The sequence below is a fragment of the Novosphingobium sp. FW305-C-30-35 genome, assembly GCF_058783135.1.
In genome coordinates this window covers 61,626-78,368 of record NZ_JBYSYJ010000002.1, presented here as the reverse complement: position 1 = coordinate 78,368, position 16,743 = coordinate 61,626, and the positions used below count along the sequence as shown (strand labels likewise).

The following is a 16,743-nucleotide window of genomic DNA, read 5'->3' as shown; positions in this document are numbered from 1 at the left end:
TCAGAGCCGCTCGATGATCGTGACGTTGGCCTGGCCCCCGCCTTCGCACATCGTCTGCAGCCCATAGCGGCCACCGGTGCGCTCGAGCGAGTTGAGCAGCGTCGTCATCAACTTGGCCCCGGTCGAGCCGATCGGATGGCCCAGCGCAATCGCGCCGCCCGCCACGTTGACCTTCTCGTGCGGGATTTCGAGATCCCTCATCCACGCCATCGGCACCGAAGCGAAAGCCTCGTTGCATTCGAACAGGTCGATGTCGGAAAGCTTCATGCCCGATTTGTGCATGGCATAGCGCGTCGCCGGTATTGGCCCCGTCAGCATCCACACCGGATTGTCGGCCCGCACCGACATGTGGTGAATGCGCGCGCGCGGCTTGAGGTTGTGCTCCTTCAGCGCCCGCTCGCTGACGATCAGCAGCGCAGCCGCACAATCGGAATTCTGGCTGGCATTGCCCGCCGTGATCCGCCCGCCCTCGCGCACCGGATTGAGCGAGGCGAGGCCTTCCAGCGTCGTGCCCGGACGGATCGTCTCGTCGCGGTCCAGCCCCTCCAGCGGCACGATCTCGTTCCTGAACCAGCCCTGCTCGGTCGCATGCTGCGCACGGCGGTGGCTCTCATAGGCGAAAGCGTCCATTTCCTCGCGGCTGATGTTCCACTTCTCGGCAATCATCTCGGCCGAGCGGATCTGGTTCACTTCCTCGTCGCCATAGCGCGCGTCCCAGCCCCTGGCGCCGATGAACGGACTTTCGAAGCCATAGGCAGCGCCAGCGGTCATCGCCGCCATGATCGGAATGCGGTTCATCGCCTGGCTGCCACCGGCCACGACAATGTCCTGCGTGCCGCTCATCACGCCCTGTGCGGCGAAGTGGACCGCCTGCTGGGCAGAGCCACACTGGCGATCGATGGTCACGCCCGGCACGTCCTCGGCAAGGCCAGCGACCAGCCACGCCGTGCGGCCAATGTCGCCCGCCTGGCCGCCGATCGTTTCGGTGCAGCCCCACACCACGTCCTCGACCAGCGCCGGGTCGAAGTCGTGCCGCGCCATCAGTTCGCGGATGGGATGCGCGGCAAGGTCGGCCGGGTGGAGGTGGGCAAGGCTGCCCTTCTTGCGCCCGACAGGCGCGCGCACGGCATCGACGATAAAGGCTTCAGGCATGTTCTGTCTCGCGTGCAAAGGTCTGGTCGGCGCCAAGTGGCTGGGTGAAGATGCGCGTGGCAATGCGGCTGCGATGGAAGGCGGGCGTGCCCCACGCCGCCTTCAGCGCCAGCGCGCGCTTGAGGAACAGGTGCACGTCCACTTCCCAGGAATAGCCCATCGCGCCATGGACCTGGATCGAAGCTCGCGCGGCCTTCTCGGCCGCTTCCAGTGCGACGACCTTCGCCTCGGACACCCGCGCCCGCGAATGAATGTCAGCGTGGCCGATCTCGGCCGCAGCAGCGAGCACGACCGGCCGCGCGAATTCGATCGCGGTCTGCGCGCTGGCAAGATGGTGCTTCACCGCCTGGTACGATCCGATCGGCTTGCCAAACTGCATGCGATCCTTGGCATAGGCGACCGCCAGATCGACCGCCCGCTGCGCCAGCCCCAGCCCCTGCGCCGCCGCGAACAGCGACGCGCGGTCCAGCGCCAGCGTCCAGTCGGCAGGGCCGAGATCCTCGGCGTTGCTCTCATCCCATTCGATGCGGAACAGGCGGCGGAACGGATCGATGGTCTCGGCTGGCGTCAGCGTCACCTGATCCGGCGTCACCAGATAGGCCCGTCCGTCCTTCTCGATCAGGATCGCCGCAGCAATGCCGGCATTGGCGACGACCGGATTGATCGCCGGGGCCACCGCGATGATCGCCGCCGGATCGGCCAGGAGCGGATGATCCGGCGCAAGGCTGGCCAGCAAAGGCGCGCCAACACCGGCGCTTTCCGCCAGAGGTTCAGGCAGCGCCACATAGCCCGCCTCGATGGCGATAAGGGCAAGGTCCAGTTCGGTCAGCCCCATGCCGCCAGCAGCTTCGGGCAGGAGCAGCAGGGTAAAGCCGTTCTCGACGATCTGCGCCCAGCGCGCGGCATCGAAGGCCACGCCCTGTTCCATCATCTTGTGCCAATGATCCGGCGTGCAGGTATCGCCCAGAAGCGTCCGTGCCGTCTCGGCAAACATCAGCTGTTCGTCGTTGAGGGTGAAGTCCATGTGCCCGTCCCTCCTCAGCGCGGCAGGCCGAGCATGCGCTCGGCAATGATGTTGCGCTGGATCTCGTTCGACCCGGCATAGATCGGCCCGGCCAGCGAGAAGATGTAGTCGTCGAGCCATTCGTGCTCACCAGTAGGCGGCAGCAGCTCGGCCTCGGCCCCGAGGATAGCCAGCGCGGTCTCGTGAAGGTGGATGTCCATCTCCGACCAGAAGATCTTGTTGGTCGAAGCCTCCGGCCCGATCTTCGCGCCCGCCATCAGCCGCGATGCGGTCTGGTAGATGTTGAGCGCATAGGCCTCCGCATTCATGTGCGCGCGCACCACGTCCGCCTCCAGCGCTGGATCGCAGCTGTCCTTGCGGCTCTGCCACAGCGCCGCCAGCGCCGCCGCGGCTTCCTGAAACCGCGCCGGGCTACGCAGCATCAACCCGCGCTCGAACCCTGCGGTCGCCATGCAGATGTGCCAGCCCTGCCCCTCGTCGCCCAGGCGGTTGAACGCAGGCACGCGCACGTTGTCGAGGAAGATCTCGGCAAAGCCCACATGCCCGTTGATCTTGCGGATCGGGTTGCGGGTGACGCCTTCCTGATCCAGCCGGAAGAAGATCAGGCTCATCCCCTTGTGCCGCTCGCTGCCCGGCTCGCGGAACAGGCCGAAGGCCCAGTCGGCAAAGGCGGCGCGGCTCGACCAGATCTTGTGGCCGTTGAGCACGTATTCGTCGCCCTCACGAACGGCGGTCGCCCGCACTCCGGCAAGGTCGGACCCCGCCTGCGGTTCGGACCAGGCCTGCGCCCAGATTTCCTCGCCGCTCGCCATCGGCGGCAGGAAACGCTGCTTCTGTTCGTGCGTGCCGAATTCCATCAGCGTCGGGCCGAGCAGGAAAATGCCGTTCTGGTTGACGCGGCCCGGCGCTCCGGCACGGTAATACTCTTCCTCGAAGATCAGCCACTGGATCAGGTCGAGCCCGCGCCCGCCGTATTCCTTGGGCCAGGTCACCATGCCCCAGTCGCCGCTCTTCAGCGTCGCTTCCCATTGCCGGTGCGCCTCGAAACCCTCGCGCGTCGCGTCGTAATGCTCGAGCGGTTGCTTGGGCACATGCGCTTCCAGCCACGCGCGTACCTCTGCGCGAAATGCCTGCTGTTCTGGAGTGTACGTCAGGTTCATCAGAACTTCGCCGCCTTGCCGGTCTCGACGAAGGCATCCCGCGCGCGCTGGCTGTCTTCGTGCATGTACATTTCCAGCGTGAAGCCCTGCTCCCAGCGGTATCCGCGATCGACGTCACGCGCTTCGAGACCGTTCAGAGCTTCCTTGGCGATGACCAGCGCCTTGCGGCTCTTCGATGCGATCACGCTGCAGAAGGCGTGGGCCTCTGCCACCAGATCGGCACGCGGCACCACCTTCTCCACCGCACCCAGGCGATAGGCTTCCTGCGCCGGGATGTTGCCGCCGGTAAAGAACGCCGCGCGCACCTTGTGCAGCGGCAGCATGCGCGACATGTGGCTCGCCCCGCCCATCGCGCCGCGATCGACTTCCGGCAGCGAGAAGAACGCATCGTCCGCCGCGATGATCACGTCGCTCGCGCCGCAGATGCCGATGCCGCCGCCGATCACGAACTTGTGCGCCGCGACCACGACAGGAATCTCCGCCTCGTGGATCGCCTTGAACGTCAGGAAGTTGCCGCGATTGAGCACGGTGATGCGTTCCGGGTGGGCCTGCATCTCCTTGATATCGACGCCCCCACAGAACCCCCGCGAATCCTCCGCCGCGCGGATCAGCACCACGTTCGCCTCAGGGTCTGCCGCCGCCTTCTTGACGATGGCCGGCAGCGACATCCACGTCTCGCTGTCGAACGCGTTGACCGGCGGCACGTCGAACACGATCTCGGCGATGCGGTCCTTGACGGTAAGCGTGATCGGCATGGGGTGTCCCTCGTCCTCGAAATGTCAGCTTGCGCAGAGCGCGGAAAGGCGGGCCTCGGCCTCGGCCATGATGCGGTCGACCAGCTCCTGGCAGGTCGGAACCTCGGAAATGCGCCCGCCGACCACGCCCGTCGCCATCACGCCGTTCTCGATATCGCCATCGACCACCGCCTTCTGGATCAGCATGGGCATGGTCGCGGCCATCATCGCCTGCTTCAATGACACATCGCCGTGCCCGGTCATGCCCTTGGCCGCCTTGATGAAATGAAGCCACGAGGCGCCGGTCTGGCGCTTCATCGCCGCGCCTGCCTCGAAGGCGCGCAGCCACATGGCCAGGGAGCCGGACTTCTCGATGCGGTCCATCAGGCGCGTGCGCACCATCCGCTGCGGAATGCCGTCAAGCTTGGTCGTCACGATGATCTGGTCGGTCCCGGCCTTCAGGTACGCCGCCTTGGCGCTATCGGGCACCGGGCTTTCCTTGGTCAGCAGAAAGCGCGTGCCCATCGCAATGCCGACGGCGCCATAGGCCAAAGCCGCAACCAGACCGCGCCCGTCGGCAAAGCCGCCGCTGGCGATCACCGGCACCTTCACGGTATCGAGCACTTGCGGCAGCAGGATCGTCGTCGGCACCGAACCGGTATGCCCGCCACCCTCGCCGCCCTGGACGCTGATCATGTCGACGCCCAGCTCTTCCATCTTCCTGGCGTGCTTCACCGCGCCGACGGTGGGAATGCACAGAATCCCGGCATCCTTGAACCGCCCGATCATCTTGGCATTCGGCCCGCGCCCGAAGCTGACCGCGCGCACCTGATCGGCATTGGCCAGGATCAGGTCGACGATCTGCTCCGCTCCGGGCTGGAACGAATGGAAGTTCACCCCGAACGGCTTGTCCGTACCACGGCGCACGGCCAGGATCTTCTCGCGGCATTCATCGGGGGTCATCACCGCAGCGCCAAGGAAGCCGAACGCACCCGCATTGCAGCTGCCGATGACAAGGCTCGGCTCGGCCACCCAGCCCATCGCGGTCTGGATGATCGGAGCCTTGCAGCCAAGGCGCTCGGTCAGGACGGTGTGAAGCGCACCAGCCATCAGCCTTCGCCCGCGTCTTTCTTATTTGCCGCAGCAGCAGACGTCCCGCTCACGCCCGCAATCGAGTTGCCGGTCACGATATCGTTCTGCGCATGGGCAAAGTGGTGCATGTGGTAGACCGCATCCATCGCCGCCCGCTTGCCGCGCAGTTCCTCGACGTGATTGACGGACTGCTTGGTCAGCCAGTTGCCCAGCCGCCCTTGCCCCGCCAGCTTGTTCGCCCACGCAGCAGTCGCCTCGCGCAATTCGGCGCGCGGCACCACCTTGTTGACCATGCCGAAGCTGTAGGCCCGCGCCGCCGGCATGCGCTCGCCCAGCAGCAGGAATTCCTTGGCCACGCGCGTCGGCAGTTCATAGGCATGGGCAAAGTATTCGACACCCGGAATGCCCATCAGCGGGTTCACCGGGTCCTGGAAGAACGCGTCTTCCGAAGCCACGATCAGGTCACACACCCAGGCCAGCATCAGCCCGCCCGCCACGCAGGCGCCCTGCACCATGGCGATGGTCGGCTTGGAGATATCGCGCCAGCGGCGGCACATGCCAAGGTACTGCTCCTGCTCGCGGGTATAGAGCAGTTCGGCGCCCGGCTTGTTCGTGTGCGGCGGGAACATCAGCCGCTTGTCGAACTCATGGTGCAGGTCGCGCCCCGGCGTGCCGATGTCGTGGCCGGCCGAGAAGTGCTTGCCCTCGCCCGCCAGCACGATCGCGCGGACGTTGTCGTCCTGCACCGCGCGGCCAAACGCATCGTCGAGCGCATAGGTCATCTGCCCGTTCTGGGCATTGTTGAACTGCGGCCGGTTCATCGTGATCCAGGCCACGCTGCCTTCCACCTCGTAGCGGACAGGCTCTTGCGTCTCGTAGACGATGTCGACTTGCTTCGGCTCGACGAGGTCGGTCATGCGGTCATCTCCCTCAGGCGGCGGCGCGAATGGCGGGCGGGTTGTCCTTGAGCACGCTGGCGCGGACATTGTGCGGATCGAGGCCGGCAATCACTGCCAGTTCCTCTGCCGTCGGCAGCCGCGTCACTTCCACGTTGTCGGCCTGGGCCAGTTCGAAACCGGTTGCCGCCTGCACTTCCTCGAACGTCACGCCGGGGTGCAGCGAGATCACGCGGATCTGGTTGTCCGGCCCGCCGAAGTCCATCACGCAAAGGTTGGTCACGATCCGGCGCAGGCTCACGCCCGAGAAGTTGCCGCCCGGAACGCGCTTGGCCGCATTGTACCCCACGCCCGAGATCATATCGACCTGGGGCACGAAGACGCGCGGCCCATGCGCCGGGAAGAAGAACGAGTTGGGGTGGTAGATCGTGTTCCCCGGAAAGCCGCGCACGCCCAGCATCTGGGTCTTCGGCTTGTCATAGGTCCCGCCCATGTAGGACAGGTTGATCTGCCCGAAGCGATCAAGCTGCGTCGGCGTGACCATGGCATGCCTTCGCCCTGACCACACCGCACTGTCGAAGAAGCGCGAGAAGGGGAGGTATCCTGCAGGCTTGCGGTCGTCGTACTTGCGCGGCCCCAGCGGCACCGGCTGCTCGACCAGATAGGCCTCGCCGTCGGTCATCATCAGTTCGGGCGTATGGGTCAGCTTGGCCAGGCCCGCCGCCAGGCGCGGCACTGGCCCCACGCCGGTCGCCACGATTTCGCCATTGCCCCGGAACGCTTCCGAACAGGCGACGATGCACAGGTCTACGAGAGTGATGTCGCTCATCAGAAAATCGGCAGCGAAAGAGCCGCTACCGCCTCCTTTCCGCCAATGGATTCAAGATATTCGGCTTCAGAAGCGCCAACGAAGCGGTCCGCCACCGCAGACCAGTCGCCCGGATCGCGTGCCGCATCGGCGTAGGCCTTGAAGGCCTTCATGTCCCAGCCGTAATGCGGCGGCATCGAGCTTGGGTGCGCGCCGCAGGGCATTTCCACCACGCCCGAAACGAAGCAGCGCTCGAACAGGTTGTCCTGCGCGCCTTCGGGGTAATGGTCCTCCATCCGGTCGACCAGTTCCTCGCATGAAACGTAGGTCCTGGCAGCAGCCTTGGCGAACCACTCGTCGTAATAGACGTCCGGCCCAAACACCTGCACGTTGCCGCGCCAGTCGCTGCGGTTGACGTGGATCAGCGCGGCATCGAGCTTGAGCGCCGGCATGGCGATCAGCGTCTCGCCATCGTCATAGGGTGACTGCACGGTCTTGAGGCCGCCCAGCTCGGCAAGGTCCGTGCCGAGGCCAACCCGCGTCGGGAGGAACGGCAGGCCGAACGCCGCCGCCTTCAGGCCCCACTGGAACATGCCTTCGTCCAGCTCCAGCACCTGCAGTGCGCCGCTCTCGCGGGCCTTGCGAAACCACGGCTCCAGCGGGATCGCATCAAGGCTGACGAACGCGAAGACCAGCTTCTTCACCTTGCCCGCTGCGCACAACATGCCCACGTCAGCGCCGCCATAGGCGACGACGGTCAGATCCTTGAGGTCGGAACGCATGATCTCGCGCACCAGCGCCATCGGCTTGCGCCGCGGCCCCCAGCCGCTGATGCCGATGGTCATGCCATCGGACAGCTGCGCGACGATCTCCGCCGCGCTCATCCTCTTATCAAGGCTCACGCCTGTTCTCCTGCCTGCTCTTCAAGCGCCTTCTGCCATGCCCAGACATGGCCCCATTCGCTGGGGATCAGATGCGCGGTCGGTGTCCAGTTCGTGTAATCGATCACCAGCGGATCGGCCCCGATCTCGATGTCGAAGCCAGAGGGCGTCTGCATGTAGAAGCCGAAGGTCTGGTCGTTGACGTGCCGGCCGATCGAGGCGCTCTCGGGCACCTTGTTGATGCGCATGCGATCATGGCACTTGCCCACGTCGCTTTGCGTCTTCATCTCCAGCATCAGGTGGATGCAGGCAGAAGGCGGCACCGGCATTTCCGCAATGGCTACCGAATGGTGGCGGCCATTGTCGGCGTGCATGAAGGCAAAGCCCATGCCCGGATCGTTGGGATCGTCCGAAAAACGGAAGCGCGGGATGTCGGTGTCGCGAAAGCCGATGGCCTTGTAGAAGGCGTGCGCCTCGTCAAAGTTCGGCGTCGCAAACACGGCGTGCCCCATGCCCATGTCTCCGGTCACGAAGCCGCTCACGCCCACCGGCGAAACGAACGCCACATCGTCGCGGACATCGCCGTGGAAGAACTCGAGGCCGTTGCCCGAAGGATCGCTCGTCGCAAAGAACGCCGCCACGCCGCGCGCCTTTGCTGCATCCGCATCGCCATCGACAATCTCGCGCCCCAGCCCGGCAATCGTCTCACGCAGCGCCGCCAGTTCCGCCGCATCGCCGACTTCATAACCAGCAGCCACAAGCCGGTCGCTCTCGCCGCGCTCGACCCAGAAGCGGAACGGGCGGTCGTCGATCCGGTAGGCCGCCACGCCATCGCATGGCGCATCCGCCCGCATCGTGCCGACCACTTGCGTCATGAAGTGGTCCCAGGCCTCCGCCTTGGCGGTTTCGATCCTGACATAGCCCAGTGCCTTTATGCCCATGGCAGCTTATCCTTTCACGAGGTCGAGGAAGTAGGGCCGCTCGCCCCCGCCATCGACGTTGATGCGTGCGCCGCTCACCCATGAGGCGAGGCTCGAACTCAGCCACAGCACGGCTCCGGCGATGTCCGCGCCGGTGCCCATGCGCTGCAGCGGCAGCGATTTGGCAACCGCAGCCTGCGCCGCCTCGTCGCCATAGGTTTCCTCCGAAGTTTCGGTCTGCATCAGGCCGACGATGATCGCGTTCACGCGCACGCCATCGGGCCCCCACTCCTGCGCAAGGCTCTGCGTCAGGCTGAGCAGCCCTGCCTTCGCCGCCCCATAGGCCGCCGTCATGGGGGAGGGCCGTATGCCCGATACGCTGGCGATGTTGACGATGCTGCCAGCCCCGGCCTTCGCCATGTGGGCATAGGCATATTGCGACATGTACATCGCCGAATGCAGGTTCAGCTTCACGATGGAATCGAAGAAGCGCGGGCTCGCCGTGGCGGGGGCTTGCGGTGAACCCCCAGCGTTATTCACGAGGATGTCCAGCCGCCCATGGCGCTCCACCACGCCATCGACCAGTGCCTGCGCCTGTTCGGGATCGCGGATGTCAGCCGCCCGGAACGTCAGGCCTTCGGGCAGATCGTCAGGCTCGGTTCGGCCGCACACTGTCACCGCAGCCCCGGCGCGCAGCAGGGCTTGCGCAATCTGCCGCCCCAGCCCGCGCGTGCCCCCGGTGACGATCGCCACCTGGCCGCCCAAGTCAATGTGATCAGTGCCCTGCACCGCGGCTGCTCTCCCATCCCATGCCGCAGGTGCCGAAAGTTGCACCGCAGCAGATTCGAAATCGCCAATATCCAAAGGCGATTGCCTTTTCAATTGACGATTTGCGTATCCAATGCAATCTTAAATTACGAATGCGGCCCAGATTGACGCGAATAACGTCAAGCGGGCGTTCAAATGACAGCCACAGGCAGCGGACACTCGAGATCCGCGCACGGGCATGGGAGCGGAAGGCCGGAATGACAGGATATTCGCAGTATCGACCTTTGCCGATTACGCAGGTCGAAAAGTGGGATTTCGAAACGGACGTCGCCGTGATCGGCTTCGGCGCAACCGGGGCTTGCGCCGCGATCGAGGCCCGCGTTGCGGGTGCAGAGGTCCTGCTGTTCGAACGCAGTTCCGGCAGCGGCGGTGCCTCGGCGCTCTCCGGTGGCGAGATCTACGTCGGTGGCGGTACCGATGCACAGAAGGCCGCAGGGTTCGACGATACGGTCGAAGACTTCACCGCCTATCTCAAGCTCGCCGGCGGCCCCTGCGTCGATGAGGCCAAGTGCGAGATCTATGGCCGCGAGGCGCTGGCGCACTACCAGTGGCTGAAGGATCAGGGCGTGCCCTATCGCGGCAACTACCTGCCCGGCAAGGTGATCGAACCGACCGACGATTCCACCCTGATCTGGTCGGGCAGCGAGGCCGCCGCGCCGTTCTACCGACACGCAAAGCCCGCCCCGCGCGGCCACGTGATCCAGCACATGGGCTGGGGCGGCGGGCGTCCGCTGGTCGACATACTAGAACGCCGCGCCCGCGATCTTGGCGCCGAGATCCACGTCGACGCACGCGCCGTCGCGCTCATCACCGATGGTGACGCCATTGCCGGAGCCGTCGTCCGCATCGACAACAAGGACCGCTTCGTCCGAGCCCGCAAGGGCGTCGTCCTTGCCACCGGTGGCTTCGTCTTCAACGAGGCCATGCGCCGCAAATACTGCCCTGAAAGCTTCCGCGTGAACAGCCCGATCGGCGACAAGGACGATGGCATCGGCATCGAACTCGGCGTCTCGGTCGGCGGCGATGCGATTCACATGGACCAGTTCTTCACCACCTGCCCGTGGACGATCCCGGCCGAACAGGCCCACGGCGTCTTCGTCAACGTCGCCGGGCAGCGCTTCATCAACGAAGACTGCTACCACGGCCGCGTCAGCCGCTGCGCCGTCGACCAGCCGGGCGGCAAGGTCTACCTCCTGCTCGACAGCGCCCACTTCACCCAACCGCTCGACCTTGCCGGCATCACCATCGCCGGCACTGGCGAGACGTGGGAGGAAGTCGAAGCCGAACTCGAAATGCCCGCAGGCACGCTTTCGGCCACGATGCACTTCTACAACGAACACGCCCGCAACGGCCGCGATCCCCTGTTCGACAAGCAGCCCCCGATCCTGAAAGCGCTCGACCAGTCGCCGTTCGTCGCGCTGGAGTGCAATTTCCAGACAAGCTACTTCAGCTTCTTCACCTTGGGCGGGCTCAAGACCTCGACAGACGGTGAAGTGCTCGGCCGCTCCGGCGCGCCGATCCCCGGACTCTACGCCGCAGGGCGCTGCACCTCGGGCCTGCCGGCATGGGGCCACGGCTATTCCTCCGGCCTGAGCCTTGCCGACTGCACCTTCTTCGGGCGCCAGGCCGGCCGCCGCGCCGCGCGCGCCTGAACGGACGGAAGCACCTCGGGAAACTTCGCACCCGATGCTTCCTTTCCGCCCAAGTTTTGCTAAGTCAGCACTTACATTTACGAGGAAGCGCACAATGCTCAAGAAGGTTACGCTAGGCCACACCGACCTCACCGTGAGCCGCCTGTGCTACGGCACCAACATGCTCGGCTGGATGCTAGATCAGGGCAAGTCCAACGCCATTCTCGATACCTTTGCAGGCCTTGGCGGCAACTTCATCGACACCGCCCGCTCCTATGGGGACTGGATGCCGGATGCCCCCGCCGGCGCGAGCGAGCGCGCAGTCGGCGCGTGGCTCAAGACGCAGAAGCGCGACGATTTCGTGATCGCCACCAAGGGCGGCTTCTTCGACATGCGCGTGGGCGACTACCGCAACCGCGTGACCCCGGATGACGTCGCGGCCGACCTTGCCCAGAGCCTCGACCACCTCGGCGTCGATACCATCGACCTCTATTTCCTGCACATGGACAATCCGGAAAGCCCGGTCGAACCGATCATCGACGCGCTGATCGCCCACCGCGAGGCAGGACGCATCCGTCATTTCGCCGCATCCAACTGGGCAGCAGAGCGTATCCGCGCCGCCAACGCCTATGCCGCCTCCATCGGCAAGGAAGGTTTCGTTGCCTCGGAGACGTTCTGGGGCCTCGCCGTGCCCGATGCCGCCGCCGCCGCGCAGCAGGGCTACCAGCACTACTACGAAGGCGAATACGAAGATCTCCACGCTGGCGGCCTCCCCATCGTAGCCTATGCCGCCCAATCCGGCGGATATTTCACCAAGCTCGCGTCCGGCTCGGTCGGCGAACAACTCGCCGCCCGCTACGCCAACCCCGCGAACGAACGCCGCTTCGCCATCGTGCAGTCGCTGGCCGAAAGGCATGGCGTCTCGATCAACGAGATCGCCCTCGCCTATCTTCTGAGCCAGCCCAACCAGACCATCGCCATCTTCGGCGGCTCCTCCCCCGAACAGGTCCGCGACAGCGCCAAGGCCGACGCCCTGACTCTGTCGGCCGAGGAATTGAGCGCCCTGCGCAACGCCTGACGCTAGAGCACTTTCCGACCAATCTGGCTTACGCCCGATTGGAGGGAAAGTGCTCTAACCGATTGCCGCGCGCGCTGTTCACAGCGCGTTGCGCGCGCATCGCCGCCGTCTCACCGCCCACTGCATGGTTGCGCGGGATCTCGACGCTTATCGGGCACCCTTCCGGCAACGCGCGCACAAATCCCGCCACGTCGAACGCGCCTTCGCCGCACAGCATGCGCGCGGAAGAGGCCTCGAATTCGACATCTTCCGGCGCCGTTGCCGGCCCATCGGCAACCTGCCCATAGAGCACGTATTGCGCCGGAGCCGCCGCCAGTTCCGCCACTGATCCGCCTGACCGCATCAGGTGCAGCAGATCGGCATTGACGCCAACCTTGCCCGGTCGCCCGATAGCGCCCACCAGATCGAGCGCCGCCGCCAGCGAGCCCACCTGACTTGGCGGATAGAACTCGACGCCCACTCTCAGACCGAAACTGCCAGCCAAGTCGCAGAACGCCCCGAACCGCTCCAGCCGCCGCGCCGGATCGCGGTCATAGAGCAGCGCATTGATCAGCCCCGCCCCCAGCTCTGCGGCGCATTCCATGGCCGTGGAGAAAGTAGCCACTTCGGTCCGGCCCGACAGCGTGAACGGATAGGCAAGGTCCAATGCCACGCCCAGATCGCACATCACGCGCCGCAACTCCGCCCGCGCCACGCGGTCGGCGTAGATGTCGAACTTCGGCATCAGCGGCAGCACGTCCATCGGCTCCATGAACAGGCACATGCCATCGCAGCCGGCTTGGCGCGCAATCTGCGCAAGCTGGACCGGAGTGGTGTCGACGGCGGTGATATGATCCAGCGCAAGGCGTTGCATGGCCGCTTCTCCTACCCGCACAACGGCAAAATGGAATACGCAAATAACCCAGAGAGCCGGCCACGAACTTCACTCATACGAAAATATATCTCCGGTCTGATACGCGATTCGCCATAAGTGCCCACTTACAAATATTGCTCCTGGAACGCGACGCTGTTAGTCTGCCCCTGAACAAGGATAAGAGAGGACCGACTGCCATGGCGACAATCGCACCGGAAGCCGCAGTTGCCGCCATCTCCGATGGCGCGCTGTCCATGGGCCACCTTGCCCTGCATTACGGCAAACCCGACGACGGCCCACTCGCCTCGCGCCTGCTCCAGATCGCCGGACTCAAGGAAACCCAGGTCCTCCCGCTTCCCGGCGGCAATTTCTACCGCTTCGTGGTGTCCGGCAGCCACTTCGCGCGGGGCGACGGTATCGTCTACCTCTCCTGCCTGCCCGAACCGCAGCAGCAGCTCATCGCCGTGATCCACGCAGCGCTGCGTGTCGGCAGCGATGACGAGCACGAGGCGGTCAAGGCGTACCGCGGGATGATGGCGCAGGATTTCGAAGCCAGCTTCCACTTCGGCTTCCTCGTCGGATCGCTCGAGGAACTGGAACGGATGGTCCTGATCCTGCAGGATCTCAACGCGAACGATCCCGCCTTCCGGGGCCGCCTCAACATCGGCATGAACCGCGCCCGCCGTGGCGATGATGCCATCGACGCCCGGCTCGATGCTTCCCCCGTATTCGGCAAGGCCACCCGCTACGCCTATGGCGCGGCAGGCGTGCAGGTTTTCGTCGAGACTGACCTGATGTGCGCAGGCCAACTCGGCGAGAGCATGGTTCTCGAATTCGATTACGTCTTTCCGGACAGGCACAGCCACATCCTCTCGGTCGTCGAACTCTGACCGGCTCCGCCGCCGCATGGAGCGCCTCGAATTCGACTTCGTGATCGTCGGCGGCGGGGTGGCCGGATGCATCCTTGCCAATCGCCTGTCCGCCGATCCCAAATGCAAGGTCGCGCTGCTCGAAGCAGGCGGCAAGGACACGAGCCCGCTGATCGCCGCGCCGGGCGGCCTTCTCCCGATCATGATGTCGGGCGCCCATGCCTGGCGCTACATGTCCGCACCGCAGGCCCACCTCGATGGCCGAATGCTCTACAGCCCGCGGGGCAAGGTTCTCGGCGGCGGCTCCTCGATCAACGGCATGGCCTACGATCGCGGCTTCCATTCGGACTATGACCGCTGGGCCCAGGCCGGCAATCGCGGCTGGTCCTTCGCCGAGGTCCTGCCCTATTTCCGCAAGCTCGAAAGCTTCGGCCCGGTGCAGAACGAATGGCACGGCATTGATGGCCCGATCCAGGTCACAAGGGCCGCACAGAATCATCCCTTCGCCCAGGCCTTCCTGAAAGGCGGAGCGCAGGCCGGCTACCCCCTGACGAGCGATCTCAACGGCGCAACACGCGACGGCTTCGGCGCGGTCGACCTTACCGTGGGCAAAGGCCGACGCTCCAGCGCTTCATCGGCCTACCTGCGGCCTGTCCTCAAGCGCCGCAACCTTACCGTGCTGACCGCAGCGCAGGCCCGCCGCATCACTTTCGACGGCCCCCGCGCCACCGGCGTGATATTTCGCAGGCGAGGCACTGACACTCTCGCGACAGCCGCCCGCGAAGTCATCCTTTCCGCAGGCGCGATCAACACGCCGCAACTGCTGATGCTATCGGGCGTCGGCCCCGCCGCGCATCTGGCCGAGCACGGCATCCCCCTGATTCACGACCTGCCCGGCGTCGGCCAGGACCTGCAGGACCACCTCGCGGCGCACGTCAAGTTCCGCTCGACAAAGCCGTGGTCGATGCTGCGCTTCCTCAATCCTGTGCGCGGCGCCCTTGCCATGGCGCAGTACCTCGCCTTCCGGACAGGCCCTCTGGCAGACCCGGGCATGTCGGTCGCCTGCATGGTCCGCTCCGACCCGGCGCTGGACGAGCCTGACATCAAGATGCTGCTGGTTTCGGCCCTGTTCGGGCAGAATGGACGCAAGATGGTGCCGATGCATGGCTTCTATGCCCACATCAACGTCGCCCGCCCGGAATCGCGCGGGCGCGTCACGCTTGCCAGTGCCGATCCCGATGCGCCCCCGGTGATCGACCAGAACTACAATGCGACGGAGAACGACCGCCGCGTCATGCGCGAAGGCATACGCATCGCCCGCCGCGTCTTTGCCCAAAGCGCGTTCGACGAGATGCGTGGGCAGGAACTCGCACCGGGTCCGCACATCCAGTCCGACGAGGAGATCGACGCCTATATCCGCGCCCATGCCGAGGCCGATTACCACTCCACCAGCACCGCGCGGATGGGCTCGGATCCCATGGCCGTGGTGGACGATACCCTGCGTGTCCACGGCCTGCAGTCGCTGCGCGTGGTCGATGCCTCGATCATGCCGCACCTGCCCGGCGGCAACACTGCCATCCCCGTCGCGATGATCGCCGAAAAGGCCGCCGACATGATCCTTGGGAAAGCCTGAAAGATGAAAACCAGAGCCATGGTCTGCCACGCCCCCGGCACCCCGCTGGTCGAGGAACTGCTCGATCTCGCCCCGCCCGGACCCGGCGATGTGCTGATCGAAATCATGGCGAGCGGATTGTGCCACACCGACCTCAGCCAGATCGAAGGCAAGGCCGCGCCCTATCCCTTCCCGGTCGTCGTCGGCCACGAAGGCGCCGGCATCGTCCGCGAAGTCGGCGCGGCGGTCACGTCGGTCAAGGTCGGCGACCATGTCATTCCCGTCGGCATCGGCGAATGCGGCTCTTGCGGCAACTGCCGCTCGGGCAGGACCAACCTGTGCGAGGCGTTCCTCGGCGACATTGCCCTCCAGCCCAGCCCGTTCTCGCTCGATGGCCAGCCGGTCTCCGCCTATTCCGGCGTCGGCAGCCTCGCGCAGTTCATCGTCACGGCAGAGCGCAACGTCGCGGTGATCCGCAATGATGTACCCTTCCACCTCGCCTGCACCGCAGGATGCTGCGTGGCTACCGGCGTCGGCGCAGTCATGCACACCGCCCATGTCGAAAACGGTGCGACCGTCGCCGTCTTCGGCCTCGGCGGCATCGGCCTGAATGTCGTGCAGGGTGCGCGTCTTGCGGGTGCCGCGCGGATCATCGGCGTCGACATCAATCCCTTGCGCCACGAACAGGGCAAGCGCTTCGGCCTGACGGACTTCATCGACGCGCGGACGAGCGATCCCGTCACCGCGATCCAGGCGCTGACCCAAGGCGGGGTGGACTACGCGTTCGAGTGTGCGGGCAATGTCAGGCTGATGGCCCAGGCCTTCGAATCGACGCGCATCGGCTGGGGCTGCACCGTCGTCCTCGGCGTGCCGCCCGATGGGCAGGCGATGGAACTGGTCCCGTTCCAGCTTCAGCTCGGGCGGCGGGTGCAAGGCTCGTTCATGGGCAACGTCAAGGGCCGCAGTGAACTGCCCGACCTGCTCGATCATTTCGCGGCCGGTCGCCTCAACCTGGCCGATCTCGTCACCCATCGCCTGCCGATGCGCGAGGTCAACGCGGGGTTCGATCTGATGCGGCGCGGGGAGTCGCTGCGAACGGTGGTTTCGTTCTGATTTGTGTTTGCATTATCAGGGGCGTGGTGACAAAACATCGCCAATTGCGAACCAAACTGCTCCTATAATTACGCATGGAGCAAATTGGTCCT

16 protein-coding genes are annotated in these 16,743 nt (G+C 65.4%); 5 read left to right on the top strand and 11 right to left on the bottom strand.

Annotated features, from left to right (window positions below):
- The 10 genes from AC3WLM_RS17175 to AC3WLM_RS17130 are packed head-to-tail and all read right to left on the bottom strand — an operon-like array spanning position 1 to position 9,456.
- Positions 1–1,152: an acetyl-CoA C-acetyltransferase gene (locus AC3WLM_RS17175; RefSeq protein ID WP_492478197.1), complete on the bottom strand. Its 1,152-nt coding sequence runs from the start codon at positions 1,150–1,152 to the stop codon at positions 1–3.
- A complete protein-coding gene (locus AC3WLM_RS17170; protein WP_492478196.1) occupies positions 1,145–2,176 on the bottom strand; it encodes an acyl-CoA dehydrogenase family protein in 1,032 nt (343 codons plus the stop codon). The genes AC3WLM_RS17175 and AC3WLM_RS17170 overlap by 8 nt, the downstream gene beginning before the upstream one ends.
- Positions 2,177–2,190: 14 nt before the next feature.
- Complete coding sequence (locus tag AC3WLM_RS17165; RefSeq protein ID WP_039334518.1) at positions 2,191–3,336, bottom strand: acyl-CoA dehydrogenase; 1,146 nt, start codon at positions 3,334–3,336, stop codon at positions 2,191–2,193.
- Positions 3,336–4,091, bottom strand: coding sequence for an enoyl-CoA hydratase family protein (locus tag AC3WLM_RS17160; protein ID WP_039334517.1), 756 nt, complete (start codon positions 4,089–4,091; stop codon positions 3,336–3,338). The genes AC3WLM_RS17165 and AC3WLM_RS17160 overlap by 1 nt, the downstream gene beginning before the upstream one ends.
- A gap of 24 nt (positions 4,092–4,115) precedes the next feature.
- On the bottom strand, positions 4,116–5,180 hold the full coding sequence (locus AC3WLM_RS17155) for an NAD(P)H-dependent flavin oxidoreductase (protein ID WP_492478195.1): 1,065 nt from the start codon (positions 5,178–5,180) through the stop codon (positions 4,116–4,118).
- Positions 5,180–6,079, bottom strand: a complete 900-nt coding sequence (locus tag AC3WLM_RS17150; RefSeq protein WP_492478194.1) for an enoyl-CoA hydratase — start codon at positions 6,077–6,079, stop codon at positions 5,180–5,182. The genes AC3WLM_RS17155 and AC3WLM_RS17150 overlap by 1 nt, the downstream gene beginning before the upstream one ends.
- Positions 6,080–6,092: 13 nt before the next feature.
- On the bottom strand, positions 6,093–6,887 hold the full coding sequence (locus AC3WLM_RS17145) for a CoA-transferase subunit beta (protein WP_492478193.1): 795 nt from the start codon (positions 6,885–6,887) through the stop codon (positions 6,093–6,095).
- Positions 6,887–7,768 (bottom strand): CoA transferase subunit A, encoded by an 882-nt coding sequence (locus AC3WLM_RS17140; RefSeq protein WP_492478192.1) that lies wholly within the window; start codon positions 7,766–7,768, stop codon positions 6,887–6,889. The genes AC3WLM_RS17145 and AC3WLM_RS17140 overlap by 1 nt, the downstream gene beginning before the upstream one ends.
- Positions 7,765–8,688 (bottom strand): VOC family protein, encoded by a 924-nt coding sequence (locus AC3WLM_RS17135; protein ID WP_039334512.1) that lies wholly within the window; start codon positions 8,686–8,688, stop codon positions 7,765–7,767. Before AC3WLM_RS17135 ends, AC3WLM_RS17140 begins: the two co-directional genes overlap by 4 nt.
- A 6-nt stretch (positions 8,689–8,694) precedes the next feature.
- Positions 8,695–9,456, bottom strand: coding sequence for an SDR family oxidoreductase (locus AC3WLM_RS17130; protein WP_193828663.1), 762 nt, complete (start codon positions 9,454–9,456; stop codon positions 8,695–8,697).
- 236 nt (positions 9,457–9,692) lie between these two features.
- On the opposite strand from AC3WLM_RS17130, the gene AC3WLM_RS17125 reads away from it, so the two are divergent.
- Both AC3WLM_RS17125 and AC3WLM_RS17120 read left to right on the top strand, forming a co-directional pair.
- On the top strand, positions 9,693–11,147 hold the full coding sequence (locus tag AC3WLM_RS17125) for an FAD-dependent oxidoreductase (protein WP_492478191.1): 1,455 nt from the start codon (positions 9,693–9,695) through the stop codon (positions 11,145–11,147).
- 94 nt (positions 11,148–11,241) lie between these two features.
- Positions 11,242–12,204 carry an aldo/keto reductase gene (locus AC3WLM_RS17120; RefSeq protein ID WP_492478190.1) on the top strand — a complete coding sequence of 321 codons (963 nt, stop codon included), beginning with the start codon at positions 11,242–11,244 and terminating at the stop codon, positions 12,202–12,204.
- Positions 12,205–12,232: 28 nt separating this feature from the next.
- Here the strand turns inward: AC3WLM_RS17120 and AC3WLM_RS17115 are convergent, their stop codons facing one another.
- A complete protein-coding gene (locus tag AC3WLM_RS17115) occupies positions 12,233–13,057 on the bottom strand; it encodes a sugar phosphate isomerase/epimerase family protein (RefSeq protein WP_492478189.1) in 825 nt (274 codons plus the stop codon).
- Positions 13,058–13,254: 197 nt separating this feature from the next.
- Here AC3WLM_RS17115 and AC3WLM_RS17110 point away from each other — a divergent pair, with 197 nt between their 5' ends.
- Genes AC3WLM_RS17110 through AC3WLM_RS17100 form a run of 3 tightly spaced genes read left to right on the top strand, consistent with a single transcriptional unit; the run spans position 13,255 to position 16,651 of the window.
- Positions 13,255–13,947, top strand: a complete 693-nt coding sequence (locus AC3WLM_RS17110) for a hypothetical protein (RefSeq protein ID WP_492478188.1) — start codon at positions 13,255–13,257, stop codon at positions 13,945–13,947.
- A gap of 16 nt (positions 13,948–13,963) precedes the next feature.
- Positions 13,964–15,559: a GMC family oxidoreductase gene (locus AC3WLM_RS17105; RefSeq protein ID WP_492478187.1), complete on the top strand. Its 1,596-nt coding sequence runs from the start codon at positions 13,964–13,966 to the stop codon at positions 15,557–15,559.
- Between the two features lie 3 nt (positions 15,560–15,562).
- Positions 15,563–16,651 carry a zinc-binding dehydrogenase gene (locus AC3WLM_RS17100; RefSeq protein WP_492478186.1) on the top strand — a complete coding sequence of 363 codons (1,089 nt, stop codon included), beginning with the start codon at positions 15,563–15,565 and terminating at the stop codon, positions 16,649–16,651.
- The last annotated feature ends 92 nt before the right edge of the window (positions 16,652–16,743 follow it).

Coding starts and splice junctions, on each gene's coding strand:
- AC3WLM_RS17105 (WP_492478187.1), top strand. CDS start 13,964: ATGGAGCGCCTCGAATTCGACTTCGTGATCGTCGGCGGCGGGGTGGCC.
- AC3WLM_RS17160 (WP_039334517.1), bottom strand. CDS start 4,091: ATGCCGATCACGCTTACCGTCAAGGACCGCATCGCCGAGATCGTGTTC.
- AC3WLM_RS17145 (WP_492478193.1), bottom strand. CDS start 6,887: ATGAGCGACATCACTCTCGTAGACCTGTGCATCGTCGCCTGTTCGGAA.
- AC3WLM_RS17115 (WP_492478189.1), bottom strand. CDS start 13,057: ATGCAACGCCTTGCGCTGGATCATATCACCGCCGTCGACACCACTCCG.
- AC3WLM_RS17150 (WP_492478194.1), bottom strand. CDS start 6,079: ATGACCGACCTCGTCGAGCCGAAGCAAGTCGACATCGTCTACGAGACG.
- AC3WLM_RS17110 (WP_492478188.1), top strand. CDS start 13,255: ATGGCGACAATCGCACCGGAAGCCGCAGTTGCCGCCATCTCCGATGGC.
- AC3WLM_RS17165 (WP_039334518.1), bottom strand. CDS start 3,336: ATGAACCTGACGTACACTCCAGAACAGCAGGCATTTCGCGCAGAGGTA.
- AC3WLM_RS17170 (WP_492478196.1), bottom strand. CDS start 2,176: ATGGACTTCACCCTCAACGACGAACAGCTGATGTTTGCCGAGACGGCA.
- AC3WLM_RS17120 (WP_492478190.1), top strand. CDS start 11,242: ATGCTCAAGAAGGTTACGCTAGGCCACACCGACCTCACCGTGAGCCGC.
- AC3WLM_RS17135 (WP_039334512.1), bottom strand. CDS start 8,688: ATGGGCATAAAGGCACTGGGCTATGTCAGGATCGAAACCGCCAAGGCG.
- AC3WLM_RS17125 (WP_492478191.1), top strand. CDS start 9,693: ATGACAGGATATTCGCAGTATCGACCTTTGCCGATTACGCAGGTCGAA.
- AC3WLM_RS17175 (WP_492478197.1), bottom strand. CDS start 1,152: ATGCCTGAAGCCTTTATCGTCGATGCCGTGCGCGCGCCTGTCGGGCGC.
- AC3WLM_RS17155 (WP_492478195.1), bottom strand. CDS start 5,180: ATGGCTGGTGCGCTTCACACCGTCCTGACCGAGCGCCTTGGCTGCAAG.
- AC3WLM_RS17100 (WP_492478186.1), top strand. CDS start 15,563: ATGAAAACCAGAGCCATGGTCTGCCACGCCCCCGGCACCCCGCTGGTC.